This is a genomic window from Shimia biformata, from assembly GCF_016888515.1.
Taxonomy (GTDB): Bacteria; Pseudomonadota; Alphaproteobacteria; order Rhodobacterales; family Rhodobacteraceae; genus Shimia_A; species Shimia_A biformata.
In genome coordinates, this window is record NZ_JAFEJK010000001.1 from 2,349,152 (window position 1) to 2,373,321 (window position 24,170).

At 62.2% G+C, this 24,170-nt stretch carries 24 protein-coding genes, 1 tRNA gene and 1 pseudogene; 12 read left to right on the forward strand and 14 right to left on the reverse strand.

Features of this window, described 5'->3' with window-relative positions; translation table 11 throughout:
* Positions 1-216: 216 nt before the first annotated feature.
* Entirely contained in the window at positions 217-1,230 is a 1,014-nt protein-coding gene (locus tag JQ863_RS11485; protein WP_204114405.1) for an AraC family transcriptional regulator, read from the reverse strand.
* A gap of 63 nt (positions 1,231-1,293) precedes the next feature.
* Positions 1,294-2,070, reverse strand: a complete 777-nt coding sequence (locus JQ863_RS11490) for an N-acyl homoserine lactonase family protein (RefSeq protein WP_204114406.1) — start codon at positions 2,068-2,070, stop codon at positions 1,294-1,296.
* 131 nt (positions 2,071-2,201) lie between these two features.
* Here JQ863_RS11490 and JQ863_RS11495 point away from each other — a divergent pair, with 131 nt between their 5' ends.
* The 9 genes from JQ863_RS11495 (at position 2,202) to JQ863_RS11535 (ending at position 10,484) form a co-directional block, all read left to right on the forward strand.
* Positions 2,202-2,873 (forward strand): FCD domain-containing protein, encoded by a 672-nt coding sequence (locus tag JQ863_RS11495; protein WP_204114407.1) that lies wholly within the window; start codon positions 2,202-2,204, stop codon positions 2,871-2,873.
* Positions 2,874-2,891: 18 nt separating this feature from the next.
* On the forward strand, positions 2,892-3,998 hold the full coding sequence (locus JQ863_RS11500; RefSeq protein ID WP_204114408.1) for an isocitrate/isopropylmalate family dehydrogenase: 1,107 nt from the start codon (positions 2,892-2,894) through the stop codon (positions 3,996-3,998).
* Positions 3,995-5,251, forward strand: coding sequence for a 3-oxo-tetronate kinase (otnK, locus tag JQ863_RS11505; protein WP_338055516.1), 1,257 nt, complete (start codon positions 3,995-3,997; stop codon positions 5,249-5,251). Before JQ863_RS11500 ends, otnK begins: the two co-directional genes overlap by 4 nt.
* On the forward strand, positions 5,248-5,886 hold the full coding sequence (otnC, locus tag JQ863_RS11510; protein ID WP_204114409.1) for a 3-oxo-tetronate 4-phosphate decarboxylase: 639 nt from the start codon (positions 5,248-5,250) through the stop codon (positions 5,884-5,886). The genes otnK and otnC overlap by 4 nt, the downstream gene beginning before the upstream one ends.
* Entirely contained in the window at positions 5,883-6,938 is a 1,056-nt protein-coding gene (locus tag JQ863_RS11515) for a Gfo/Idh/MocA family protein (protein ID WP_204114410.1), read from the forward strand. The genes otnC and JQ863_RS11515 overlap by 4 nt, the downstream gene beginning before the upstream one ends.
* Positions 6,938-7,243 carry a putative quinol monooxygenase gene (locus JQ863_RS11520; protein ID WP_204114411.1) on the forward strand — a complete coding sequence of 102 codons (306 nt, stop codon included), beginning with the start codon at positions 6,938-6,940 and terminating at the stop codon, positions 7,241-7,243. The genes JQ863_RS11515 and JQ863_RS11520 overlap by 1 nt, the downstream gene beginning before the upstream one ends.
* An 84-nt stretch (positions 7,244-7,327) precedes the next feature.
* On the forward strand, positions 7,328-8,356 hold the full coding sequence (locus JQ863_RS11525) for a TRAP transporter substrate-binding protein (protein WP_204114412.1): 1,029 nt from the start codon (positions 7,328-7,330) through the stop codon (positions 8,354-8,356).
* A gap of 108 nt (positions 8,357-8,464) precedes the next feature.
* Positions 8,465-9,028 (forward strand): TRAP transporter small permease subunit, encoded by a 564-nt coding sequence (locus JQ863_RS11530; protein ID WP_204114413.1) that lies wholly within the window; start codon positions 8,465-8,467, stop codon positions 9,026-9,028.
* Between the two features lies 1 nt (position 9,029).
* Positions 9,030-10,484, forward strand: coding sequence for a TRAP transporter large permease (locus tag JQ863_RS11535; protein ID WP_204114414.1), 1,455 nt, complete (start codon positions 9,030-9,032; stop codon positions 10,482-10,484).
* A gap of 94 nt (positions 10,485-10,578) precedes the next feature.
* Here JQ863_RS11535 and JQ863_RS11540 read toward each other — a convergent pair whose 3' ends face one another.
* From JQ863_RS11540 to JQ863_RS11570, 7 genes are all read right to left on the reverse strand, one after another.
* A complete protein-coding gene (locus tag JQ863_RS11540; protein WP_204114415.1) occupies positions 10,579-11,724 on the reverse strand; it encodes an iron-containing alcohol dehydrogenase in 1,146 nt (381 codons plus the stop codon).
* Complete coding sequence (locus JQ863_RS11545; RefSeq protein WP_204114416.1) at positions 11,721-13,103, reverse strand: aldehyde dehydrogenase family protein; 1,383 nt, start codon at positions 13,101-13,103, stop codon at positions 11,721-11,723. The genes JQ863_RS11540 and JQ863_RS11545 overlap by 4 nt, the downstream gene beginning before the upstream one ends.
* Before the next feature lie 92 nt (positions 13,104-13,195).
* Positions 13,196-14,557: a glutamine synthetase family protein gene (locus tag JQ863_RS11550; protein WP_204114417.1), complete on the reverse strand. Its 1,362-nt coding sequence runs from the start codon at positions 14,555-14,557 to the stop codon at positions 13,196-13,198.
* A gap of 101 nt (positions 14,558-14,658) precedes the next feature.
* Positions 14,659-15,693, reverse strand: coding sequence for a TRAP transporter substrate-binding protein (locus tag JQ863_RS11555; protein WP_204114418.1), 1,035 nt, complete (start codon positions 15,691-15,693; stop codon positions 14,659-14,661).
* A gap of 52 nt (positions 15,694-15,745) precedes the next feature.
* Positions 15,746-17,068, reverse strand: coding sequence for a TRAP transporter large permease (locus JQ863_RS11560; protein WP_204114419.1), 1,323 nt, complete (start codon positions 17,066-17,068; stop codon positions 15,746-15,748).
* Complete coding sequence (locus JQ863_RS11565; RefSeq protein ID WP_204114420.1) at positions 17,068-17,574, reverse strand: TRAP transporter small permease subunit; 507 nt, start codon at positions 17,572-17,574, stop codon at positions 17,068-17,070. Before JQ863_RS11565 ends, JQ863_RS11560 begins: the two co-directional genes overlap by 1 nt.
* The gene (locus JQ863_RS11570) at positions 17,574-18,320 is read right to left on the reverse strand and encodes an N-formylglutamate amidohydrolase (protein ID WP_239113268.1); all 747 of its coding nucleotides are present in this window, start codon (positions 18,318-18,320) and stop codon (positions 17,574-17,576) included. Before JQ863_RS11570 ends, JQ863_RS11565 begins: the two co-directional genes overlap by 1 nt.
* A 147-nt stretch (positions 18,321-18,467) precedes the next feature.
* Between JQ863_RS11570 and JQ863_RS11575 the strand changes: the two genes are divergently transcribed.
* Positions 18,468-19,331, forward strand: a complete 864-nt coding sequence (locus JQ863_RS11575) for a MurR/RpiR family transcriptional regulator (RefSeq protein WP_204114422.1) — start codon at positions 18,468-18,470, stop codon at positions 19,329-19,331.
* A 24-nt stretch (positions 19,332-19,355) separates the two neighbouring features.
* Here JQ863_RS11575 and JQ863_RS11580 read toward each other — a convergent pair whose 3' ends face one another.
* Complete coding sequence (locus JQ863_RS11580) at positions 19,356-20,210, reverse strand: MBL fold metallo-hydrolase (RefSeq protein WP_204114423.1); 855 nt, start codon at positions 20,208-20,210, stop codon at positions 19,356-19,358.
* Positions 20,211-20,446: 236 nt separating this feature from the next.
* Here JQ863_RS11580 and JQ863_RS11585 point away from each other — a divergent pair, with 236 nt between their 5' ends.
* Together JQ863_RS11585 and JQ863_RS11590 are read left to right on the forward strand one after the other, a co-directional pair.
* Positions 20,447-20,731, forward strand: a complete 285-nt coding sequence (locus JQ863_RS11585; protein ID WP_204114424.1) for a hypothetical protein — start codon at positions 20,447-20,449, stop codon at positions 20,729-20,731.
* A gap of 289 nt (positions 20,732-21,020) precedes the next feature.
* Positions 21,021-21,338, forward strand: a pseudogene (locus JQ863_RS11590) (transposase); the annotation flags it as partial.
* On the opposite strand, the gene JQ863_RS11595 reads toward JQ863_RS11590, so the two are convergent.
* The 4 genes from JQ863_RS11595 to JQ863_RS11610 form a co-directional block, all read right to left on the reverse strand.
* Entirely contained in the window at positions 21,338-21,889 is a 552-nt protein-coding gene (locus tag JQ863_RS11595) for a hypothetical protein (protein WP_204114425.1), read from the reverse strand. The pseudogene JQ863_RS11590 and the gene JQ863_RS11595 sit on opposite strands and share 1 nt — an antisense overlap.
* A gap of 111 nt (positions 21,890-22,000) precedes the next feature.
* A tRNA-Leu gene (locus JQ863_RS11600) sits at positions 22,001-22,086 on the reverse strand.
* 65 nt (positions 22,087-22,151) lie between these two features.
* Positions 22,152-23,504 (reverse strand): TRAP transporter large permease, encoded by a 1,353-nt coding sequence (locus JQ863_RS11605; protein WP_204114426.1) that lies wholly within the window; start codon positions 23,502-23,504, stop codon positions 22,152-22,154.
* Positions 23,501-24,085, reverse strand: coding sequence for a TRAP transporter small permease (locus JQ863_RS11610; RefSeq protein WP_204114427.1), 585 nt, complete (start codon positions 24,083-24,085; stop codon positions 23,501-23,503). The genes JQ863_RS11605 and JQ863_RS11610 overlap by 4 nt, the downstream gene beginning before the upstream one ends.
* Positions 24,086-24,170 lie beyond the last annotated feature (85 nt).

Here is a 24,170-nt window from a genome sequence, read left to right on the forward strand (position 1 = left end):
CTATCGGACCTGCAATCACTCACGGGGTCGGGTGCCGGTTCCAGGCTGGCACCCAAATCATTCGAAATTCGCAAGGATCCGGCGGCATTGCTCGTGTCGTCTGCGACATTGCGGATCTGCCGCCCGTCCCAAGCGGGGTCGGCAAGGAAGGGGGCGGTCCTACCCAGCCCATCCCAGTGACTGTCCTCTTCCGCAACTTTCCAGAAACCCGATGCTTCAGGCCGTGCGGCGGTCATCCTCGCGCCGGATGGCCAGCGGGTTGCGCCCATACCAGCGTTTGAACGCCTGGTTAAAGGCGGTCTGATCGGAATATCCCAGCGCCATTGCCACTTCGAACATCGACAGCCGGGTCTGCTGCACCAATGTCAGCGCCTTGCGCTTGCGTTCCCCGTCCAGAAGTTCGCGGAAACTGGTGCCGGCCTCTTTCAGCCGCCGTTGCAGCGTGCGTTTCTGCAACCGCATCGCGTCGGCGACCTTGTCCTGGCTGACCTCGCCCGACGACATTTGCCGGAATATCTCAAGCCGCACGACCTCGGTGAAGTCGCGCTGTTTTTCCTGCGTCGCCTCGACGAGATAACGCTTGATGATCGGATGAAAGGCGATGTCGGACTGCGGAATGGCAAGGTCGAGAATATCCGCCTCGAACACCACGGCGCAGCTGCGGGCGTGGTATTCGACCGGGCAGTTCAGCTCTCGTGACAGGATCTCGCGCCCTTTCGACGGGCCATGCGGCACCCGCGCCTTGACGAAGACCGGGTTCCGCCCGGCAATGGCGATCAGGTCGTTCTTGACCCCGCAGAGCGACATTTCACGGTACTGCCGTGCGCCCGTGCCCTCGGAGCGGACATCCATCGACAGTTCCGCATATTTGCCGCCAGGCAGTTCGCGCAGTTCGACGATCACCGCGTTGGTGTGCAGGAACAGGTTGCGCAGCACCGCCTGGACCGCGTCGCGCACCGTGCGCTCCATCCGCACCACCAGCGCGACCACGCCGATGGCGTCAAAGGACTGTTTCTTGCCCAGTTGTACCCCAAGATCGGGTATTTGCCATTCGCGCGCGCATTCTTCCAGAATGGCGATGGCGGACAGGAACGGAATTTCCCGGTCGGCACTGTCCAGCACCTCGGGCGCAAGGCGATAGCGCGCCATGATCGGCCTGAGCGGCAGCCCGTGATCCTGCGCATAGGTTTTCAAAACCGCCAGGGCCGCGGCGCGGATATAGGTGTTCATGGCAGCCTTTCACCCTTGCTTGCGCGTGCAAAGCTAACATGAAACCCATAAATTCCAAGAGGTTCAGCCCAGTTTCCAGACAAACCCGCTGCGCCCGTAGGCGGGGAAACGCTCGCGCACAAGCGGATCATGGCCGGGAATGACGCGCGCCGGATCTTCGGCCAGTTCCACGATACGGGCAAAGCCTGCGCGCATTTCCTCTTTGTCGGCGACGATGGGGAACAGTTTGCCGGCCTCGAAATTCTCATAGTAATGCGATGCGTCCGACGCCAGACAGACCGGCCCGCCCGCCGTCATCACCCGTACCACCTGCAACCCTTTCGAGTGACCGCCAACCCGGTGGACCGTCACCCCCGGCGCGATCTCGGCGTCGCCCTTGTGAAAGATCACCCGCCCCGAATAGAGGTGGCGGATCATGTCGCAGACATGGTCAGCGGTATAGGGCGCGCGCAGGTCTGGGTCGCACATGCAGGGGCCGGTGGCAAAGCCCATCTCGGTTTCCTGCAGGTGGAACATGGCCTTCGGGTATCGGGTCAGCCCGCCGGCATGGTCGTAATGCATATGGGTGATGATCACCGTCTCGACCGTCTCGGGATCAAGATCCAGCGCCAGCAGCGCCTGCGCCGGGTCACGCAGGATCGGACGGCCACGCGCCCTGCCCTCGGCCTCTTCATAGCCGGTATCGACCACGATCCGGCGGCCATCCCCCTCAAGCACCCAGGTAAAGTAATCCATACCGTGCGGCGCGGCGGGGTGATCGTCGTCAAGAAAGCTGTCGGCGCGTGTGCGTGCGTTCCTGTCGGCGTATTTCACCGCGTAGATTGACCAGATCCCGGACATCCTGCCCCCTTTGTTCATGTGTCACGGCTTTCATATCACGCCCCTCAACAATGTATACATTAAAAAATTTGACGATGCGTTTTTCATGTGCCACACAATGGCAACTGCTCCGTGAATCAGTGAAAGTTGCCGTGACCAAACCCGCCCGTATCAGCCGCGTCGATGACGCCTATGCCCGCCTGAAGGGGGAAATCCTGTCGAACCGGCTGTTGCCCGGCTTCCAGGCACCCGAGCCCGAGTTTGCCGAACGGCTTGGCATGAGCCGCACCCCGGTCCGCGAGGCGCTTTTGCGGCTGGAGGCCGAGGGGCTGGTGCAGCTTGTCCCCCGCCGGGGCGCGCGCATCCTGCCGGTGCTGGCGTCGGACATGACCGAGATCTATGACCTTCTTGGCGCGCTAGAGCCCCATGCCGCGGCGGAACTGGCGCGGCGCAACCCCTCGAAGGCCGAGCTTGCCCCGCTGATTGCCGCGACCGACGACATGGAGGCGGCGCTGGATGAGGGCAACCTTGAGAAATGGGCCGCCGCCGATGACCGATTTCACCGCACCTTGCTGGAATTGCACGGAAATCGCCGTCTTATCGGCTTTGCCTCTTCGCTTTACGACCAGGCCCATCGCGCCCGAATGGTAACCCTTCGGATGCGCGACAAGCCGGTCCGCTCGACCCGTGAACACCGCGACATCCTCGATCTTCTCCTCTCCGGGGATGCCGAGGGGGTCGAGCAATTGTTCCGCGACCACCGCCGCCGTGCGGCCAGCGAACTTCTGAACATCCTTGAGACCTTCGGGTTGCCACAGCTTTGAGATCAGGAATTTGACCACGTGACCAAAAACGCAAATATCGCCGTTATCCGGGGGGATGGCATCGGAATCGACGTCACCGACGCCACGCTGTTCTGTGTGACCGCCGCCCTGTCGCGCATGGGCCTGCCTGCGCTTCACACCACCGATATTGCCGCCGGCGCGGGGTATTTCCGCGACCACGGCATCGACATCGAACCGGGCGGCGAGGAACGCGCCGGCACCTGCGACGCGATCTTCCTTGGCGCGATTGGCCTGCCCGCGATCCGCCATGCCGACGGAACCGAGATCTCGCCGCATCTGCGCCTGCGCGACCGGTTCCAGCTATACGCCGGCGTCCGGCCGGTGAAAGCCTATCCCAACGCCCCGCAACGGCTGGCCGATCCGCGCGCCAAGGGGATCGACATGGTGATCCTGCGCGAGTCGACGGAAGGGTTGTTCTATTCCGCCGCCGTGCATGGCCGGTCACAGGTGATCGGCGACGACGAGGTCCGCGACACGCTGCGCATCACCCGCGACGTGACCGAGCGGCTGTGCCGCTTCGGATTCCGGCTGGCGCAGAAACGCGCGGCCCGTGGAAAACCGGGCAAGCTGACCTGCGTCGACAAGGCCAATGTGTTCACATCGATGGCGTTCTTCCGCAAGATATTCAACGAGATCGCGCAGGAATTCCCCGATACCCCAGTGGGTTACAACTATGTCGACGCGCAGGCGCTGGATCTTGTCCGCAAACCCTGGGAGTTCGATGTCATGGTGATGGAGAACATGTTCGGCGACATCCTGTCGGACCTTGCCGGTGGGCTGGTTGGCGGCATGGGCATGGCGGCCTGCGGCGAATATGGTGACGCTCACGCGCTGTTCCAGCCCGCCCATGGCTCGGCCCCCGACATCATGGGGCAGGACAAGGCCAACCCGCTGGCGGCGATCCTGTCAGGCGCGCTGATGCTGGATTACCTTGGCGAGAAGCTGGGCAATCCGGCGATGTGCGACGCCGGGTTGTTGATCGAAAACGCGGTGGATGCGGGCTTTGCCCAGAACCGACTGCGCCCGATGGAGTTTGGCGGCGACATGGGCACGCGCGCCGTGACCGAAGAAGTCGCGACCCTGATCGCCGAGGCCCACCCATGAGCCTGAAACTGGGCATCATCGCCGATGATTTCACCGGCGCGACCGATCTGGCGGTGACGCTGGTGAACGAAGGCATGTCCGTCCTGCAACTGTTCGGCACGCCCGACGCGGTGCCGGATCTGACCGGGATCGACGCCGCCGTGATCGCGCTGAAATCGCGCACCATCGCGCCGGAACTGGCGGTGGGGCAATCGGTTGAAGCCTGCCGCTGGCTCACGCAACAGGGCGCGGGGCAGATCTTTTTCAAATATTGCTCGACCTTCGACAGCACCGATCAGGGCAATATCGGACCCGTTGCGGATGCGCTGATGGACGAGCTGGACGCCGAGATCGCGCTGATCTGTCCGGCCTTCCCGATCAATGGGCGCTCGGTCTATATGGGGCATCTGTTTGTCGGGCAGGAGTTGCTGTCAGACAGCCCGATGCGGCATCACCCGCTGACCCCGATGACCGATTCAAGCCTTGTGCGCCTGATGACGGCGCAGTCGCGCAAACGGGTCGGGCTGGTGTCGCATGACCACGTGAAGAACGGCGCGGAAGCTATTGAAGAAAAACTGATAAAGCTGGCACTGGATGGCTGCGGCTATGCCGTCGCCGATGCCATCGACAACCGCGACCTGCGCGCCATTGGCCGCGCCGCGCAGTTTCACAAGCTGATCACCGGCGGGTCCGGCGTGGCGATGGGGTTGCCGGCGAATTTCGGCATCTCTCCGTCCGAGGCCGCCACCGCCATGCCCCGCGTTGCGGGCCGCGAAATAGTGCTGGCGGGCAGTTGTTCGGTGGCAACGCGCGGCCAGATTGCCTTTGTGAAAGACCGCTGGCCGGTGATGAAACTGGATGTCGATGCCATCGCCGCCGGAGAGGACGTCGCCGGGGCCGCGGTCGACTGGGCCAATCAGCGCCCCGCCACTGCCCCTGCCCTGATCTATGCCTCGGCCGACCCCGATGAGGTCGCCGCGACGCAAGCCCGTTACGGTGTCGAAAAGGCGGGCGCCATGGTCGAAGAGACCTTTGCCAACATCGCCCGCACCCTGTCGCAGACCGGGTTTGGCCGCTTTGTCGTTGCGGGCGGCGAGACCTCGGGCGCGGTGGTCAGCGGCCTTGATATCCGCGCGCTGAAAATCTGCGGCGAGATCGACCCCGGCGTGCCGTGGACCCAGACCACCGATGGCACCGAGATCGCGCTGGCGCTGAAATCCGGCAATTTCGGCACGCCCGACTTCTTCGAAAAAGCATTTGCGAGGCTGGCATGACTGAGACCCGCCAACGCGAGGATATCGTCCGCTTTGCCCGCTCGATCTTTGAGCGCGGGCTGACTTTCGGATCAACCGGCAATATCTCGGTCCGTACCGAGGATGGCTGGCTGATGACGCCGACGGGATCGTCCATGGGCGATCTTGACCCGGCCCGTATTTCGAAACTGGACGCCCAAGGAAACCATATTGACGGCGATGCGCCCACCAAAGAGGCGTTCCTGCATACGGCGATGTATGGCAAACGCTCGGACGCCCAGGCCATCGTGCATCTGCACTCGACCCATTCGGTCGCGGTCTCGTGCCTGCACCATGTCAACAAAGCCGACGTGCTGCCGCCCCTGACGGCCTATTACGTCATGCGGATCGGCACCCTGCCCCTGATCGATTACTATGCGCCCGGAGATATCAAACTGGCCAAGGCGGTTGAGGAGATGGCGTCGGACCATCACGCGGTTCTGCTGGCCAATCACGGGCCTGTCGTGGCGGGAAAATCGCTGGCGGATGCGGTCTATGCCACGGAAGAACTTGAAGAAACCGCCAAGCTGTTCCTGATGTTGCAGAATTTGAACACCGCGCCGCTGACGGATGCACAGGTGGCCGAGTTGCGGGCGCGGTTCGGGGGCAAGGTATGAGCGGCGAACCGACATATCGCGTGGCCGTGATCGGGCTTGGCTATTTCAGCCAGTTCCACCTGAAAAGCTGGGCCGGGATCGACGGGGTGGCGCTGGTCGGGGTCTGTGACCGCGACGGGGGTCGCGCCGATGAGGTTGCCGCGGAACTTGGGGTCAAGGGGTATTCGGATGCGGCTCAGATGATCGCGGAAACCAAACCCGACATCATCGATATCGTCGCCCCGCCGCCCGCCCATGACGCGCTGGTGCGGGCCGCGCTGGAACCGGGGCGCGTGGTGATCTGCCAGAAACCCTTTACCACCTCCATCGCGGCAGCCGAGGCGCTGGCGATGGCATCAACTTCGACCGATACAACGCTGATCATACACGAGAATTTCAGGTTCCAACCCTGGCATCGCGCGGTCAAATCCTTCCTTCAGTCGGGTCAGATGGGAGAGGTGTTCCAGGTCCGCTTTGCCCTGCGTCCCGGCGATGGGCGCGGCCCGGAGGCCTATCTGGATCGCCAACCCGCCTTCCAGACCATGCCGCGCCTTTTGATCCATGAAACCGGCGTGCATTTCGTCGACCTGTTTCGCTGGCTTCTGGGCGAGATCACGCATGTCCACGCCGATCTGCGCCAGCTGAACCCGGCGCTGGCCGGAGAAGACGCTGGCGTATTGACCATGACCCACGCGGGCGGGGCGCGTTCGGTTTTCGACGGCAACCGCCTCGCCGATCACGCCACCGACAATCCCCGCCGCACCATGGGCGAGATGGAGATCGAAGGCTCTGGCGGCACCCTGCGGCTTGACGGGATGGGCGCGCTGCGCTTCCGCGCCTTTGGCAGCCGCGACTGGCAGGACATCCCCGTCCCCGGCCCGATTGATGAAACGGCCTTTGGCGGCGGCTGCGTCGATCTGCTGAACCGCCACGTGGTCGCGGCGTTGCGGGGCGACGCCCCGTTCGAAAACGAAGCCGCAGAATACCTGTCCGTCATGCGCGCCACCGAAGCCGCCTATCAAAGCAATGAAACCGGCTGTCGCGTCGCGCTGGCCAAACCGGAGACCCGCTGATGTTCGTCGTCTGTGTGACTTTCAAGATCAACCCCGGCCAGATGGAGGCATTCCTGCCGCTGATGCACGCCCAGGCACAGAATTCGATGGCGCGCGAACCGGGCTGTCTGCGGTTTGATGTCTGCGGCGGCGGCGACGAACCGGACGAGGTTTTTCTTTGCGAAATCTACACCGACAAGGCCGCCTTTGAGACCCATCTCGGGCTGCCCCATTTCATCGAGTTCAACGCCGCGACGGAAAAATATGTCGCGACAAAGACCGTCAGGACCTACGGTTGGATGAAAGGAGGGAGTGAAAAAGGGTAAAATCAGGGGCTTTGCCGCCCCGACAAGCGTTAATCACAACGTTCCGTCACGAGGAGAATACGGAACACCAATGGGAGGAAAACCATGAAACACGTAATTGCAGCCGCCACGCTGGCGGTGGTCTCGGCAACCGCGGCGCAGGCCGACAAGGTCACGCTGAACATGCCCTCGACCTTCCCCGGATCGCTGATCCAGCTGGGTGAAGCGGGCGTCAAGCTTCAGAACACGCTGAACCTGATCTCGAACGGCGACATCGAAGTGAAATTCTTTGAACCGAACGCCCTGGTGCCGCCGCTGGAAATCTATGACAACGTCTCGAACGGCTCGGTTGACGCCGGCTGGTCGGTGCCGGGGTACTGGGGTTCCAAGAACTCGGCCTATAACCTCTTTGCCGCCGTGCCCTTTGGCCCGTCTGCGGGGGAATACCTGGCCTGGCACTGGTATGCCGGTGGCGAGGACATGATGAACGAGATCTACAACCGCGATGGCATCCATTCGCTGGTCTGTGGCGTCATCGCACCCGAGGCATCGGGCTGGTTCCGCAAGGAAATCAACGGACCCGAGGACCTGAAGGGCCTGAAAATGCGCTTCTTCGGTCTGGGCGCGAAGGTGATGCAGAAACTGGGCGTCGACACCCAGCTTCTGGCCGGTGGCGACATCTATCCCGCGCTGGAGCGCGGCACGATCGACGCGACCGAGTTCTCGATGCCCGCCATCGACCAGAACCTTGGTTTCTACAATATCGCCAAGCATTACTATTTCCCCGGCTGGCACCAGCAGTCGACCATCCAGGAACTTCTGATCAACAAGTCCAAGTGGGACGGCATGGATGAACGTCAGCAGGCGATGATCAAGACCGCCTGCCGCGCCAACGTCGCCACCCAGCTGGCCGAAGGTGAAGCGATCCAGGGCAAGGCGCTGGCGGAAATGGCCGCGCAGGGCGTCACCATCCACAAGTGGAGCGACGAGATGCTGGGCACCTTCAGCGCCGCCTGGGATGAGGTCGTGGCCGAGGAAATCGCCGCCAACCCCGACTTCAAAGGGGTCTGGGATTCGATGACCGCATTCCGCGCCGAATACGCCGCGTGGAAGGATCTTGGCTATCTCAAATAAGGCAGTTTTGTCTTCAATCGGGCCCGGCGACTTGATTTGCCGGGCCCTTCGCCTGCTTACTGGGCGGACACAAGCCGGAGAGAACCGGCGTGACAACAGGGGAAACACATGCAGGGACTGCTGGCCCTCAGCCGGGGCATAGATCGGCTGCTAAGGATATTTGCCACGATGGGGGGCTGGATGGGGGCCTTGTTGGTGCTGGTCGTCTGTTACGACGTCATCACCCGCTATTTCGGCGTGCCCAAACCCGCCGGTCTGAACTCGACCATGATACAAGAGTTTGAATACTGGCTGCACTCGGGCCTGATCGTGTTTGCCATCGGCTATGCCTATACGCGCAACGCCCATGTGCGGATCGACCTGTTGCGCGACAATTTCTCAAACCGGCGTAAGCATATCATCGAGTTCATCGGCATCTCGGTCGCGCTGATCCCCTATTCGGTCATCGGCTTCTGGCTGAGCTGGCCGTTTGTGAAGCAAAGCTTCATCTCGGGCGAGATTTCCAAGTCCCAGACCGGGCTGTCAAACCTGTGGATCGTCAAGGCGGGCCTGCTGGTCCTGTTTGCGCTTTTGCTGCTGGCCGGGATCTCGCAGTGGATCAAGTCGCTGGCGGGCATGACCGGCAACCTCAGCGCCGCTGAGGAAGACGAACTGTTTGGCGGAGGGCACTGACATGGTCGACTACCTTCCGATTTACATGTTCGTCGTTCTCGGGGTGATGCTGTTCACCGGCTTTCCGGTGGCTTTCATCCTGGGCGGCGTTGGCCTGGCCTTTGCCTTCATCGGCATGGCGCTGGGTGAGTTCCAGTTCATCTTCCTGAAGCTTCTGCCCAGCCGGATTTTCGGCGGGATCATGGAAAACCTGATCCTGACCGCGATCCCGATGTTCATCTTCATGGGCACGATGCTGGAACGTTCGGGCATCGCGCGCGACCTTTTGAACTGCCTTCAGGTCCTGCTGCGCCGTGTTCCTGGTGGTCTGGCGCTGGCGGTGACTCTGATGGGCACGATCCTGGCGGCGACCACGGGCATCATCGGGGCATCGGTCATCATGATGAGCTTGCTGGCGCTTCCGGTGATGATCCAGCGCAATTACAGTCACGAGCTTGCCACCGGCACCATTGCCGCCTCCGGCACGCTGGGTATCCTGATCCCGCCCTCGATCATGCTGGTGATCATGGCCGACCTGCTCAGCCGCTCGGTGGGCAACCTGTTCGTGGCGGCGGTGTTCCCCGGCCTGCTTCTGGCCGCGCTTTATGTCGCCTATATCGTCATCCGCTGCTCGATCAACCCGTCGCTGGCGCCCAAGCTGGACGCCGATATCGGGCCGCAGACCAAGGGCGGCGTGTTCCTGATGGTGCTGCGCAGCTTCGTGCCGCCGATCGTGCTGATCGGGCTGGTGCTTGGCTCGATCCTGGGCGGCTTCGCCACCCCGACCGAGGCCGCAGGCGTCGGCGCCATGGGGGCGGTTCTGCTGGGGCTGATCAACCTGGTGATCCTGCCGGGGCTTGGGGTAAAGCCGTTCGAACTGGAAACCCCGTCCGAGGTTGACCTTGACGACCACGCGGTTGGCGGCGGGTTCTGGAACGAACTGCGCCATTTCGGGCGTGTCGTCAGCGACGTGGTGCATCGCACCATGCTGACCAACGCGATGATCTTTGGCATCTTCCTTGGCGCGACCCTGTTCTCGGCCGTGTTCCGCTTTCTTGGCGGCGACGAGATCGTGCAAAGCTGGGTGGGCAATGTCGGCGCGTGGCAGGTTCTGTTCACGGTGCTGTTCATCGTCTTTATCCTGGGCTTCTTCTTTGACTGGATCGAGATCACGCTGATCGTTCTGCCGGTCTTCGCGCCGATCATCGCGGGGCTGGATTTCGGCGATCACGTCGCCAAGTTCGAGGTCACCTACTGGTTCGCCATCCTTCTGGCGGTAAACCTGCAAACCTCGTTCCTGACGCCCCCCTTCGGGTTCGCGCTGTTCTACATGAAGGCGGTGGCGCCGAAAGAGGTGAAGATCCAGGAAATCTATCGCGGCATCATCCCCTTCGTGATGCTGCAGCTGATCGGTCTGGCGCTGGTGATCGCCTTCCCCGACATCGCGCTGTGGCTGCCAAGGGTTCTGCTGAACTAGGCGGTTGAACCAAGACACGAAAAGGGGCGCCCGAAACGGCGCCCCTTTTTTGTTCTGCCCGGCGTCGACACCGGGCTGCGGGTCTGTCCGGCCGTCAGATCACCGCCTTGAACAGCTCCGTCACATTCTCTTCCGTCAGCGTCACCGGGTTGCCGCCACAGCTTGGATCTTCCAGCGCCATAGCGGTCAATTCGTCGATGCGGTCGGTCCCGACCCCCATCTCGGAGAGCTTGCGCGGGATAGCCAGCGAGTCATTGAATTCCTGCACGAAGGCGCGGAACCCGTCGAACCCGCCTGAGATGCCAAGATAGGCCGCCGCCATGTCGAAGCGGTCGGCGATCTCGGGCGCGTTCAGTTCCAGCACGGCGGGCATGCAGACCGCGTTGGTGGTGCCATGGTGGGTGTTATAGACCGCACCGATCGGGTGGCTCAGGGCATGGATCGCGCCCAGACCCTTCTGGAAGGCGGTCGCGCCCATGGCCGCCGCCGACATCATGTTGGCGCGGGCCTCGATATCGCTGCCATCGGCATAGGCGCGCGGCAGGTAGTCCTTGACCAGCCGCATCCCTTCCAGCGCGATGCCCTGGCTCATGGGATGATAGAACGGGCTGGAAAACGCCTCGACGCAATGGGCAAAGGCATCCAGCCCGGTGCCTGCGGTGATGAATTTCGGCATGCCCACGGTCAGTTCCGGGTCACAGATCACCACGGTTGGCAGCACCTTGGGGTGGAAGATGATCTTCTTCACATGGGTCTCGGAATTGGTGATGACGCTGGCGCGCCCCACTTCCGAGCCGGTCCCGGCGGTGGTCGGCACGGCGATGATCGGCGCGATGACATCGGCATCGGCGCGGGTCCACCAGTCGCCCACATCCTCGAAATCCCAGACCGGGCGGGTCTGACCGGCCATGAAGGCGACCATCTTGCCCAGATCAAGCCCGGACCCGCCGCCAAAGGCGATCACACCGTCATGGCCGCCGGCCTTGTAGGCCGCGACCCCGGCTTCGAGGTTCTTCTCGTTCGGGTTCGGGTCGACATCGGCAAAAAGCCCCCGCCCCAGCCCGGCAGCCTCCATCAGGTCCAGCGTCGATTGCGTGATCGGCAGACCCGCCAGCCCCTTGTCGGTGACCAGCAGGGGCCGCTTGATCCCGGCCTGCGCGCAGGCGGCGGGCAGTTCCGCGATCCGGCCAGCGCCGAACTTGATCGCGGTTGGATAAGACCAGTTTCCTACAAGATTCATTTCGTGACTTTCTTCAGGTGGAACGACTTGGGTCGTGTGAGGTTGTGATAGCCGATGACCGACAGGCCACCGCCGCGCCCGGTGTCCTTGCAGCCGGTCCAGCAGAGGCCCGGATCAAGGTAATCGGCGCGGTTCATGAAGACGGTGCCGGTCTCAAGCGCATCGCAGATCCGCGTGGCGCGGTCCACGTCCTGTGTCCAGATCGACGCGGTCAGACCGAACTGGCTGTCATTCATCAGGGCGATGGCCTCGGCGTCGGATGTCACGGGCATGATGCCGACCACCGGGCCAAAGCTCTCGTCACGCATCACGCGCATGTCGTGGGTGACATTGGTCAGGATCTGCGGCGAGAGATACGCGCCGCCGTCATCCTCGGCCATGGTCGGGATATGGGTGACCGCCCCCGCCGCGACCGCCTCGTCGATCTGCGCGCGCACCTCGGCGGCAAAGCGTTCATGCGCCATCGGGCCAAGCGTGGTGGCCTGATCCAGCGGATTGCCCAGCTTATAGCCTTTGACGATGGCGACGGCCTTCTCGACAAAGGCGTCAAACAGGCTTTCGTGGACATAGATACGCTCGATCCCGCAACAGCACTGGCCCGAGTTGAACATCGCCCCGTCGATCAGCGTGTCGACCGCCGCCTCCAGATCGGCATCCTCGGCCACATAGCCCGGATCCTTGCCGCCCAGTTCCAGCCCCAGCCCGGTGAACGTACCCGCCGCCGCGCGCTCCATCGCCTTGCCGCCACCAACCGAGCCGGTGAAGTTCACGAAATCAAAGGCGCGCCCGGCGATCAGGGCCGATGTGGTGTCATGGTCGAGAAACACGTTCTGGAACACGTCCTCGGGGATGCCTGCGGACTGGAAGGCCCCCGCCATGCGCTCGCCCACCAAAAGGGTCTGGGTGGCGTGTTTCAGAACCACCGTGTTCCCGGCAATCAGCGCCGGGGCGACGGTGTTGATCGCGGTCATGTAGGGATAGTTCCACGGCGCCACGACAAAGACGACCCCATGCGGCACCCGCCGGATGAAGCGTTTGAACGTGGCATCCTCACCCACTTCGATATCGGCCAGCGCCTCGTCTGCGATCCTGGCCATATGGCTGGCGCGCTCGTTGAAGCCGCCGAACTCGCCACCATAGCGCACCGGGCGGCCCATCATATGCGCCAGTTCCGGCACGATCTCGTCATTCATCGCGCCAACGGCGGCAACCCCTGCCATCACCAGTTCGATCCGTTCGGCCAGCGGCCGCGCCGCCCAGTCCTTCTGCGCCGCCCGCGCCCGCGCTGCGGCAGCCTGTGCCGCCTCGGCCGACAGAACCTCGCGTTCGGCATAGACCGATCCGTCAATGGGAGAGATACACTTCAAAACGGAACTCATTCGTCCACCTCATTCACCGCCGAGGGCAAACCACCCCCGGCTTCTTTCTTGCAAAAATACTCGCGCCGCAGGCACGCAAGCGGCGCTTGCGTTCACGCTCTCTCGAAATTGCGGGCGACCTCGTAATCGGTCACCACGCGTTCGAAATCCTCGATCTCGACCTCGGCGGCGCGGGCATAATGGGCGACCACGTCTTCGCCAAAGGCCGCGCGCAGGAAGTCCGAATTCATCATCCGGTCGCGCGCCGCGATCAGGCTGCCGGGGATCGATCCGCCGGTGCCCTCATAGGCGTCGCCCTTCATCGGCGGGGCCAGTTCAAGCCCCTCCTCGATCCCGGCGATCCCGGCGGCCAGCATCATCGCCATCGCCAGATAGGGGTTGATGTCCGAGCCGCCGATCCGGCATTCGATCCGCACCGCTTTGGTGCCATCGCCACAAAGCCGGAACGCCGCGGTGCGGTTGTCGACCGACCAGACCGTGCGCGTGGGCGCGAAGGTGCCCTTCATGAAACGCTTGTAGCTGTTGATATAGGGCGCCAGGAAATAGGTGTAGTCGGGGGCGTATTTCAAAAGGCCCGCCACATAGGATTTCATCAGGTCCGACATCGAGTATTTGTCCGCCGGGTCGAAGAACACCGGCTCACTGCCCTGCCACAGCGACTGATGCACATGGCTGGACGAGCCGACGCGGTCATGGCTCCACTTCGCCATGAAGCTGGCGGCGTGGCCATGCTGATGGGCGATTTCCTTGACCGCGTGTTTCGCGATCGAGTGGTAATCGGCGGTGTCCATCGCGGGCGCGTATTTGATGTTCAATTCTTCCTGACCGGCCTCGGCCTCGCCTTTCGAGTTCTCGATCGGGATGCCGGCATTCCACAGGTGATTGCGGATCGGCCGCATCACATGTTCTTCCTTGGTGGTCTGGAAGATGTTGTAATCTTCGTTATAGGCCGAGATCGGGGTCAGGTCGCGGAAGCCGCCTGCGCTGATCTCGTCAAAGGATTTCGAGAACAGGAAAAACTCCAGTTCCGTGGCCATCTTTGCCTCATATCCCAGCGCCTCCAGCCGCCTGATCTGCTTTTTCAGCATGGCGCGGGGGGTGTGGGGCACCTCTTCGTGGGTGTGGTGATCCAGGATGTCACACAGCACCATGACGGTGCCCTCAAGCCACGGCACCGGGCGCAGCGTCGCCAGGTCGGGCTTCATGACATAGTCGCCATAGCCCTGTTCCCAGCTGGTCGAGGCAAAGCCCTCGGGCGTGGTCATCTCAAGGTCGGTGGCAAAGAGGTAGTTGCAGCAATGGGTTTCCTCCCATGCGCTGGCGATGAAGTGACCGGCGTGGAACCGCTTGCCCATCAGACGGCCCTGCATGTCCACGGTGCAGACCAGAACCGTATCCACCGATCCATCCGCAACCTGTTGTTTCAGCGCGTCAAAGCTTAGCACCTGACCCATGTTTCAATCCTTTTTGTACATCCGCCCCGGGGCCGGAACCCCGAGGCATTGTCTTGGGACCGCCGCGTCGGGATGTCCCTTCGCGGCGCTCATACACCGGCTTAGCTGTAACGGTAAGGCCGTCCGGCTTTCTGCATGTCAGCGTTATACTTTTTGAAGATCTCGACAACCTTCGCCTTGGTCGGCGACTCGGCAGCGATTTCGTCCCAGAACTTGAGCGCGGCCTCTTCCACCGTGGCCCATTCGGCATCCGGGATCGAGGTCAGCTGCATCTTGGTGCCGTTCACGCGCAAGGATGCCTCGCCGCCCCAGTACCACCACTGGCGATAGTAATGCGACTGGTCACAGCAGACGCGGAACAGGGTTTGCAGGTCTTCCGGCAGTTCGTTCCAGCGGTCCATATTGGCAAAGAACGACCCGGCCCATGCGCCCGAGATGTTGTTGGTCAGGAAGTAGTTGGTCACATCCGCCCAGCCAACGGTATAGTCCTCGGTGATGCCCGACCATGCGATGCCGTCCAGCTCGCCGGTCTGCACCGCGACCTCGATGTCTTCCCACGGCAGGGTGACCGGCACCACGCCGAATTGCGACAGGAAGCGGCCCGCCGTCGGGAAGGTGAAGACGCGCTTGCCCTTGAGGTCGGCAAGGCTGTTGATCGGGTCCTTGGTGGCAAAATGGCAGGGGTCCCAGGATCCGGCGCTGATGTGCTTGACGCCGACCTTGGAATATTCCTCGTCCCAGATCTCGTTCAGGCCGTACTGATTGAACAGGACCGGCACGTCGAGCGAATAGCGCGAGGCGAACGGGAAATAGCCGCCAAAGACGGTGACTTCGGTGGGCGAGGCCATCGAGTCGTCGTCCGACTGCACAGCGTCGATCGTGCCGCGCTGCATGGCGCGGAACAATTCGCCCGTCGGCACCAGCTGGTCGGCATAGAACAGTTCGATCTGCATGCGGTCGCCGGCGATCTTGTTGAACATCTTGATCGCGGGGTCGATCACGTGTTCGGCCAGTGCAGGCCCGGCATAGGTCTGCATCCGCCATTTGATGGTCGATTGCGCGATCGCCGGTGTTGCCAGCGGAGCGGCCATCGCGCCGACACCGGCGGTGGCAAGGAACTTACGTCTTGTGGTCATCTCTTCTCTCCTTGTTATGTCTCGCCCCCTTCGGTCAGGGGTCTTCTGTGGGTTATTTGTTATACACGTATTCCGGCAGCCACAGCGCGATCTGCGGGAAGATCATCACCAGCGACAGCGCCAGCAGCATCACCAGAACAAACGGCAGGATCGAGCCATAGATGTCGCGCAGGGTGACCTCGGGCGGGGCCATGGCCCGCATCAGAAAGAGGTTATAGCCAAAGGGCGGCGTCATATAAGCGATCTGCGTGGTGATCGTGTAAAGCACGCCGTACCAGATCAGATCGAACCCCAGCGCCTTCACCAGCGGCACGTAAAGCGGCGCGACGATGACCAGCATGGCGGTATCGTCAAGGAAGGTGCCCATCAACAGGAACGAAAGCTGCATCAGGATCAGGATCATCCACGGATCAAGGCCCAGCTGCTCGGTGAACAGGTTGTCGATGGCACGCACCGCGCCAAGCCCGTCAAACACCGCGCCAAAGCCAAGCGCGGCAAGGATGATCCACATGAACATGCAGGTGATGCCCAGCGTGTTGCGGACCGAGTTTTCAAACACCTCGCGGGTCATGCGCCCCTTCAGCACAGCCGCCATGAACGCGGTGATCGCCCCTACGGCCGAGCTTTCGACAAGCGAGGTCCAGCCGTTCACGAAGGGCACCATCATGGTGGCAAAGATCACCAGCGGCAGCACCCCGGCGCGCAACAGGCGCATCTTTTCGGCGCGGCTGATGTCGCGGTCGGCCTCGGGCAATGCGGGGCCAAGCTCGGGTTGGATGCGGCAGCGGATCACGACGTAGATGATAAACAGGGCCGCCATCATCAGCCCCGGCACCACGCCGGCCAGCCACAGCTGACCCACCGGCTGACGCGCGATCATGGCGTAAAGCACCAGCACGACCGAGGGCGGCACGAGAATGCCAAGCGACGATCCGGCCTGAATGACGCCTGTCACCATCCGCTTGTCATAGTTGCGTTTCAGCAATTCCGGCAGGGCGATGGTCGCCCCGATCGCCATGCCCGCAACCGACAGCCCGTTCATTGCCGAGATCAGCACCATCAACAGGATCGTGCCGATGGCCAGCCCACCGCGCACCGGGCCCATCCAGACATGGAACATCTTGTAAAGGTCATCGGCAATCTTGGATTCCGACAGGACATAGCCCATGAAAATGAACATCGGCAGCGTCAGCAGCGGATACCATTTCATCAGTTTCATCGCGGCGGAAAACCCGATGTCACTGCCCCCCGGCCCCCACAGGAACACCGCCGCCACCACGCCGACAAAGCCGATGGCGCCAAACACGCGCTGCCCGGTCATGAGCATCAGCATCATGGTCGAGAACATCAGGATCGCGATCATTTCATAAGACATCAGATTTCGACCCCACGCAGCCGTGCCACGTCTTTCAAGAATTCGGAAATGGCCTGCAGAAGCATCATCACAAGGCCGAACATCATGATGACCTTGATCGGCCAGAGATAGGGCCGCCACGCGGTCGGGCTGCGCTCGTTATACTGAAACGAATAGCTGGTGGACTCGTAGCCGCCATAAAGCAGCACCCCGAGATAGAAGATCAGGAAGAAGATGGTGAAGGCGTCGACCCAGGCCTTCTGGCGGTCATTCCAGCCGCCATAAAACAGGTCCATGCGCACGTTCGATCCCAGCTGGATCGAATAGGCCCCGCCAAGGATGTAATAGGCCACCATGGCAAACTGCGCCATTTCCAGCGTCCACAGCGACGGCAGGAAAAAGGTTTTCGAGATCGAGGACCACAGCAGGATCCCCATCATCACGAATATTCCATACATCACGAACCGGCCAATGCGCCGGTTGAAGCCGTCCACCACGCGGACATATCCCATCAGGAACCCTGGCATCATGCCCCCTCTTTCATGGTCACGCCAACCTCGGACAGCGACTGCGACAGGCACTGGGCCAGCGCGTCACAGACCCGGTCCATGGCGTTCTGGTCCGGCGTCAGGTCGTTCCTGACCTCGATCATCACGTTCAAAAGCCCCCGTGTCTGCGCGTGCAGTTTCAGCGAATGGGTCACGCCATCCTGCGGGCCATAGGGGTCGTTGCGGCGCGTGACATAGGACCCGACCCCGCGCGACAGCATGGCATCTGCGAGCCGCGCATCTGTGTCGTGCAGAATGCCGATTTCGACATCACGCGGCTTGCCGAAATAGACCGGCGTAAAGGTGTGGATCGTGACGATGGCCTGCGGCTGGCAGGCGGCGATGGTCATGTCCACCGCGTCACAGAACGGGTCATAGATTTCCTCGACCCGCCGGTTGCGCGCGGCCTCGGACAGCCCGGCGTTGCCCGGAATATCGAATACCTCGCTGCGGGCGGGCACGGCATCGGGTGCCTCGGGCGCGCGGTTGCAGTCATAAAGCAGGCGCGACACGCCGCCTGCCACCAGAGGTGCGTCAAACCGCGCCGCAAGGTTTTCGGTGATCGTCAGCGCATGCGGATCCCAGGCGACGTGACTGTCCATCACATCAGGCGTCAGACCAAGCGTTCCGAACCGGTTGGGAAACCGGTTTGACGCGTGTTCACACAAAAACAGCACCGGCGACGGGGCCCCTGCCCGTTCCACCTGCACAACCTTGTTGTCCATCTGCCTGTTCGCCATCGTTCCCCCGTTCACGAACAGGTTTCTTCAACCAGACCCGAGGTGTCAATATTCTTTCTGAAAATTTCTCTTCGGTTTTTTGTTTCTTGTAATTATGCTTACATTTACAGCAGCGGAAAGAAGGCGGGCATCTTGGAAAACACCGCGCAGGAACTGATCAAACGGGCCTATGACACCCTGACCCGCGCCGAGCGCCAGCTGGCCGGCGTGATTCTGGAAAACTATCCGACATCGGGCATGGGCTCGATCACGCGGCTTGCGGAAAAGGCCGATGTCTCGACCCCCACCGTGGCGCGCATGGTGCAGAAGATCGGCTACTCCGGCTTTCCCGAATTCCAGGAAGCGCTGCGCGCCGAGGTCGAGGCCGCCATGTCCGACCCTATCGCCAAGCACGACACATGGTCGCGCGATGCCCCCGACGCGCATATCCTGAACCGGTTTGCCGACAGCGTCCTGTCCAATATCCGCCAGACCCTTGCCGGGATCGACGTGGCCACCTTTGACCGTGCCACCGATATGCTGGCCGACAAGTCGCGCCGTGTCTTTGTCACCGGGGGTCGCATCACCCATACCCTGTCCGAGTATTTCCACCTGCATATGCAGGTCATCCGGCGCGACGTGCGCCACATCCGGTCAACGTCGAACGCCTGGCCACATGCGCTTCTGGACATGGAACAGGGCGACATCGTCGTGATCTACGACATCCGCCGCTATGAAAACTCGGCCCTGCGGCTGGCCGAGATCGCCACCGCGCGCGGGGCCGAGATCATCCTGATCACCGATCAGTGGCAATCCCCCGTCGCCGCATTTGCCGCGATCACGCTCAACTGCCGGATCGAGGCGCCCTCGGCCTGGGATTCGACGGTTGCGATGATGCTTCTGACCGAGACGATCATCGCCGCCGTGCAGGAAAAGAACTGGGACGACACCCGCGCCCGCATGAGCGAGCTTGAGGCGATGTTCGACCGCACCCGGATCTTCCGCAAATTCGTATAGCGCCCTGCTACGCCGGCCGCGGCCCTAGAACTCGATGCGCAGGCCGTCCTTGCCCAGCGTCAGCCCCCCGTCCCACGCGCGGCGCACCTCTTGCGTCCAGTCCGCGTCGCCAAAACCGGGAAATCCGTCGGGCACGAAATGGTTGAGCGCCAGATGCCGGACCCCCGCCAGCCGCGCCACGCGGCCCACCATGTCCGCCGGGGTATGGCTGCGCAGGATATGCTGGCGCAGGCGGTCGTCCTGATGTCCAAGCTGGGATATCACCGCCTCTACCCCGACGGTCAGCATTGCCTCATGCACCAGAAGGTCCGCACCCTTGGCGAAGGTCGCCATCTCCTCCATGAAGGCGGTATCCCCCGACAGGACCAGCCGCTTGCCACCGGCCTCAAACCTCAGCGCAAACGTATCGACCAAGGGCGGGTGATCGTTGCGCAGGGCGGTGACGGCAAACCCATCCTCGTGCAGCACCGGCCCCTCGTCCAAATGGTGGATCGTGACCAGCCCGGCCAGATCGACCCGCCCCTCATCGGCGATGCGCAGGTCGATATCGTCCTTCATCGAGGCCAGAAATCCCTGCCAATAGCGCTCCAATCCTGCCGGGCCAAAGATACGGACCGGCGCAACCAGCCCGGCGGTCCAGGCCGTGTGCAGCAAAGGGCCAAGTTCAAGGTAATGGTCGGAATGCAGGTGGGTGACAAAGATCGTCGTGACCTCTCGCAGGTCGATCCCCTGATCGCAGAGCGACCGCGTCACACCCAGCCCGGCATCCACCAGCACCGTCCGCCCGGCAAGCGAAACAAGGATCGAGGTCGGCATGTTCGACCCCGGCCTGATCGCCGGGCCGCCCTTGACCCCGAGAAGCGCGCAGAAATCGGTCATCACCCCCTCCTTGATCCCATCCCCCGCAGACTGCCCCAGTTCCGCAAGCACCTCCAGCGCGAAAACGCCCGCCCGACCGACGATGTGCAATGCACCCGCACCGGTTGAACATTTTGGCAAGTCCAACAGGCCGCAGCCCCGTCATGTTTCCCCCACCAATTCGGCCATGAATTGCCCCAAGTCTGCCCAACTCATCGTGCAGGATGGCCGCCACGGTTCATTGAGAGGACGTTGCAGTGCTGATCTTTTTTGCCCTTGTTCTGATGCTCATGTCGATGATTGGTCTGGTCGTTTCCCTGTCGCGTCTTGACCGGTACCTGCCCGCATGGAGCGACCTTCCCGAGCGTTTGCAGGACCCGTTGGGACTGCTTGAAACCCTGCAGAAAATCCCCGGCGACGGGCTTCTTCTGGTTGCGGCCTTCCTGATTGCATCGGCCGTGTCGCTAGGCGCCTTCGCCCGCGCAACATCTGCAGGCCGGGTGAAAAGCCTGTCACAGCGCGGCAATGCCTGGCAGGTCTGAGCGCCCTTTGCTGCTGCACACCGCCACGAAGGACGCCAAGTTGACCCGGCCTGACGCCGCACGGAACGACCGATCGGCATCTTGGGCCGGAATTGAATAGACGTGTCAGGCTGTTACAGTATTTCGCGAGTCCGACGCGCATGTAATTGAAGCACGCTGTCCGGTTTTGCGCCAAAACACTCCACCGACGAAATCCGAACGATTGGTCTGGCGTTTCTCTCTTTTGGGTCAGGATGCGTTGATTTCCCGAGCTCTGCGTGGTTCACGGCTCCGAAAACGGAGCGGAGACATGAGCGATTTTTTCTGGCTGACTGACGCACAGAAGGCGCGTCTGAAACCCTACTTTCCAAAGTCGCACAGTAAGCCAAGGATCGACGAAAGGCGGGTTCTGATCGGGTCAGTTTTTATCAACCGCAATGGGTTGAGGTGGCGCGACGCACCTTCGGCCCATGGCCCACATTAGACGCTTTTGAAACCGCTGGAAGCGCTGGAGCAAAAGGGCATATTCGCGCGGATGATCGTGGGGCTGGCTGCCGAGCACGGCGAACAGAAGACTGTTATGATCGACGCCTCCTACCTGAAGGCACACCGACCAGCGGATCGCCTCTATTGTTTGGCGAATTTGCTTTTGACCAGCCTGAACTTCTGGACACCCTGGTTGCCCTCGATGCGCCCGGTGCCTGCCCAGCCGTGCGAATCCAGCGCCAGCCGCCCGCCGAACAGGTAATTGCCCTTGTCATCGAACTCGCCAAAGCTGAATCCGTCTCTGGTCGCTTCGGTGACCCGTGTGCGCTTGTTTTTCTTTCCGTCCGAATGGATCTCGGTATAGGTGCATTGCCCCAATGTCCGGGTGCAGTCATGCGGCTTGTAGCGGATTTCATAGCCGTCGCGACGCACCCAGCGCAGGTAGTTGCCGTTCTTGTCGGCATAGGTGGTGAACTCCGGTGTCCCTTCGGGACTTTTGCCGCGATAGCTGTCGATGACGAAACTGCGCCCCGACTTGCCGCGGAAAACATGGTGGATACGCCCACCCTGGCTTTGGTCGATGGTCACGTAGTCCCCCGGCGTCGCGATCTCTGACCGCCAGCGGATGTCCTGCGCCTCGGCAACCGATACCGACAGGATCAGACCGGCCATGGCGTAAAATGCGCCCTTCACTGCACTCTCCTCATGGTTGCTTCCTGGCGAGCATAGTGATCCCTCAGCAAGTCACAATACCATGTACATCGCGAGCAGCGACGCCATGACAGACACAATGTAAGGGAGCCGTGGTACCCAAGGCCGGACTCGAACCGGCACGCCCGTTAAGGCGGGGGATTTTGAATCCCCTGCGTCTACCATTCCGCCACTTGGGCTCCGTGGGGTGTGATTTAGCGAAGCACGCGGGCGGCGTCCAGCGCGAAATCGCACCCCGATCAATCTAGAACATCACATGCACCAGCCACAGGGTGATCGGGGGGAAGGCCACGAGGATCACCACGCGCACCATGTCCGACAACACAAACGGCGCGACCCCGGCATAGGTCTTGGAAATCGGGATGTCGCGGGCCACGCCGTTGATGATAAACAGGTTCATCCCCACCGGCGGCGTGATCAGACCGACCTCGACCACGATCAGCGCAAGGATGCCGAACCAGATCGCCGTATCCTCGGCCGACATGCCGAAATCCAGCGCCTCGATCACCGGCAGGAAGATCGGGATCGTCAAGAGGATCATCGAAAGCGAATCCATCACGCAGCCAAAGACCAGGTAGGCGACCAGCATCAGCGCCAGCACCACAAGCGGCGCGAAGCCTTGGGTCGACACCCACTCGGCCAGCATGTCGGGGGCGCGGGTCAGGGCAAGGAAGCCCTTGAACATCTCGGCCCCGAGCAGGATGAAAAAGATCATCGCCGTGGCCTTGGCTGCCTCAAGGATGGCCTGAAAGAACCCGTCAAGGCTGAGACGGCCGGCAAAGATGCCATAGGCCGCCGTCGCGGTGGCGCCAAAGGCGGCCGCTTCGTTTGGGGTAAACAGCGCCTGCGGGCCGGGTTTGACCCAGTTCCAGTCGCCGACGATGCCCCCCATCGTCATGCCGAAGATGACGATCACCGGCCATGTGGCGGCAAAGGTCTTCATGCGGTCGCGCAGCGGCACGCGGTCGGCGGTGGTGGCGCTGTCGGGGCGCAGGTGGACATAGATCATCACCGTCAGCATATAGCCAAGCGCCGCCAGCACGCCGGGCACCATGGCGGCCATGAACATCTTGACGATGTTCTGCTCGGCCATGATCGCGTAAATCACAAGGATGATCGAGGGCGGGATCAGGATGCCCAGCGTGCCGCCCGCCGCCAGAACCCCGGTGGACAGGCTGTCGGAATAGCCGCGCTTGCGCATCTCGGGCAGGGCCACCTGCCCCATGGTCGACGCCGTCGCCAGCGACGAGCCGCAGATCGCGCCAAACCCGGCACAGGCCCCGACCGAGGCCATGGCGATGCCGCCGCGCCGGTGCCCCAGCCAGTCCGACGCCGCCTTGAACAGCGCCGAGGACATGCCGGTGCGGGTGGCGAACTGTCCCATCAGCAGGAACAGCGGCACAATCGACAGGCCCTGGTTTGAAAACGTCTCGTAGCTCATGGTCTTGAGCTGCGCCATCGGCGCGGCCGGCGTGCCCAGCACATACCATGTGCCGAAAAACCCGGTCATTGCCATCGCCAGCGCGATCGGCACGCGCAGGAAGATGCCCAGAAGCATCAGGCCAAAGCCGGTCATGGCAAGGGAAAGGCCGGTCATAGCGCGCCCTCGCTGCCTTCAAGAACCCAGTTCAGCGACCGCCAGACGGTGTAGAGAGAGACGATGAAGAACAACAATGCACCTCCCAGTGCGATGCCATAGGGAATCCAGACCGGGATTTCCAATTCGTAGGTGGTTTCAGGGAAATAGGGCTTGTAGCCCATCGCCAGCCGGTCGCGCAGCGCGTCCGAGCCAAAGGGAAACTTCTCGCCAAACCCCAGCCAGAGCTGACGCAGGATGATGTAACTGGCTGCCGCGATCAGAAGGTCTCCCAGAAGCCCGAACACCGCCTGCATCCGGGGCGAAAACTGAACCGTGAGGATATCGACGGTGACATGGCCGCGCTTCAACTGGCAGAACGGCAGGAACGAGAACACCGCCAGCGCACAGCCGTTTGCCACCAGCTCATAGTCGCCGGGAACCGGGCCAAGGCCGATCCCCGTGCCAAGCCGCCCGATGATCGACACCACGGTCATGACCGCCATCGCCGTCAGAAGCATGCCGCCGCCATAGGCCATCCAGCGGCTGACGCTTTCGATCACGCGCCCGGCCCGGCGCTGTGCATTGATTGCTATTGCCATTCCTGTCCCCTGATCAGGTCGTCCGGCGCGGGCCCCGCCCGGCCTGCCGGAGTGCGTCGCGCGGGATGAACCGAACCCAAGGGCC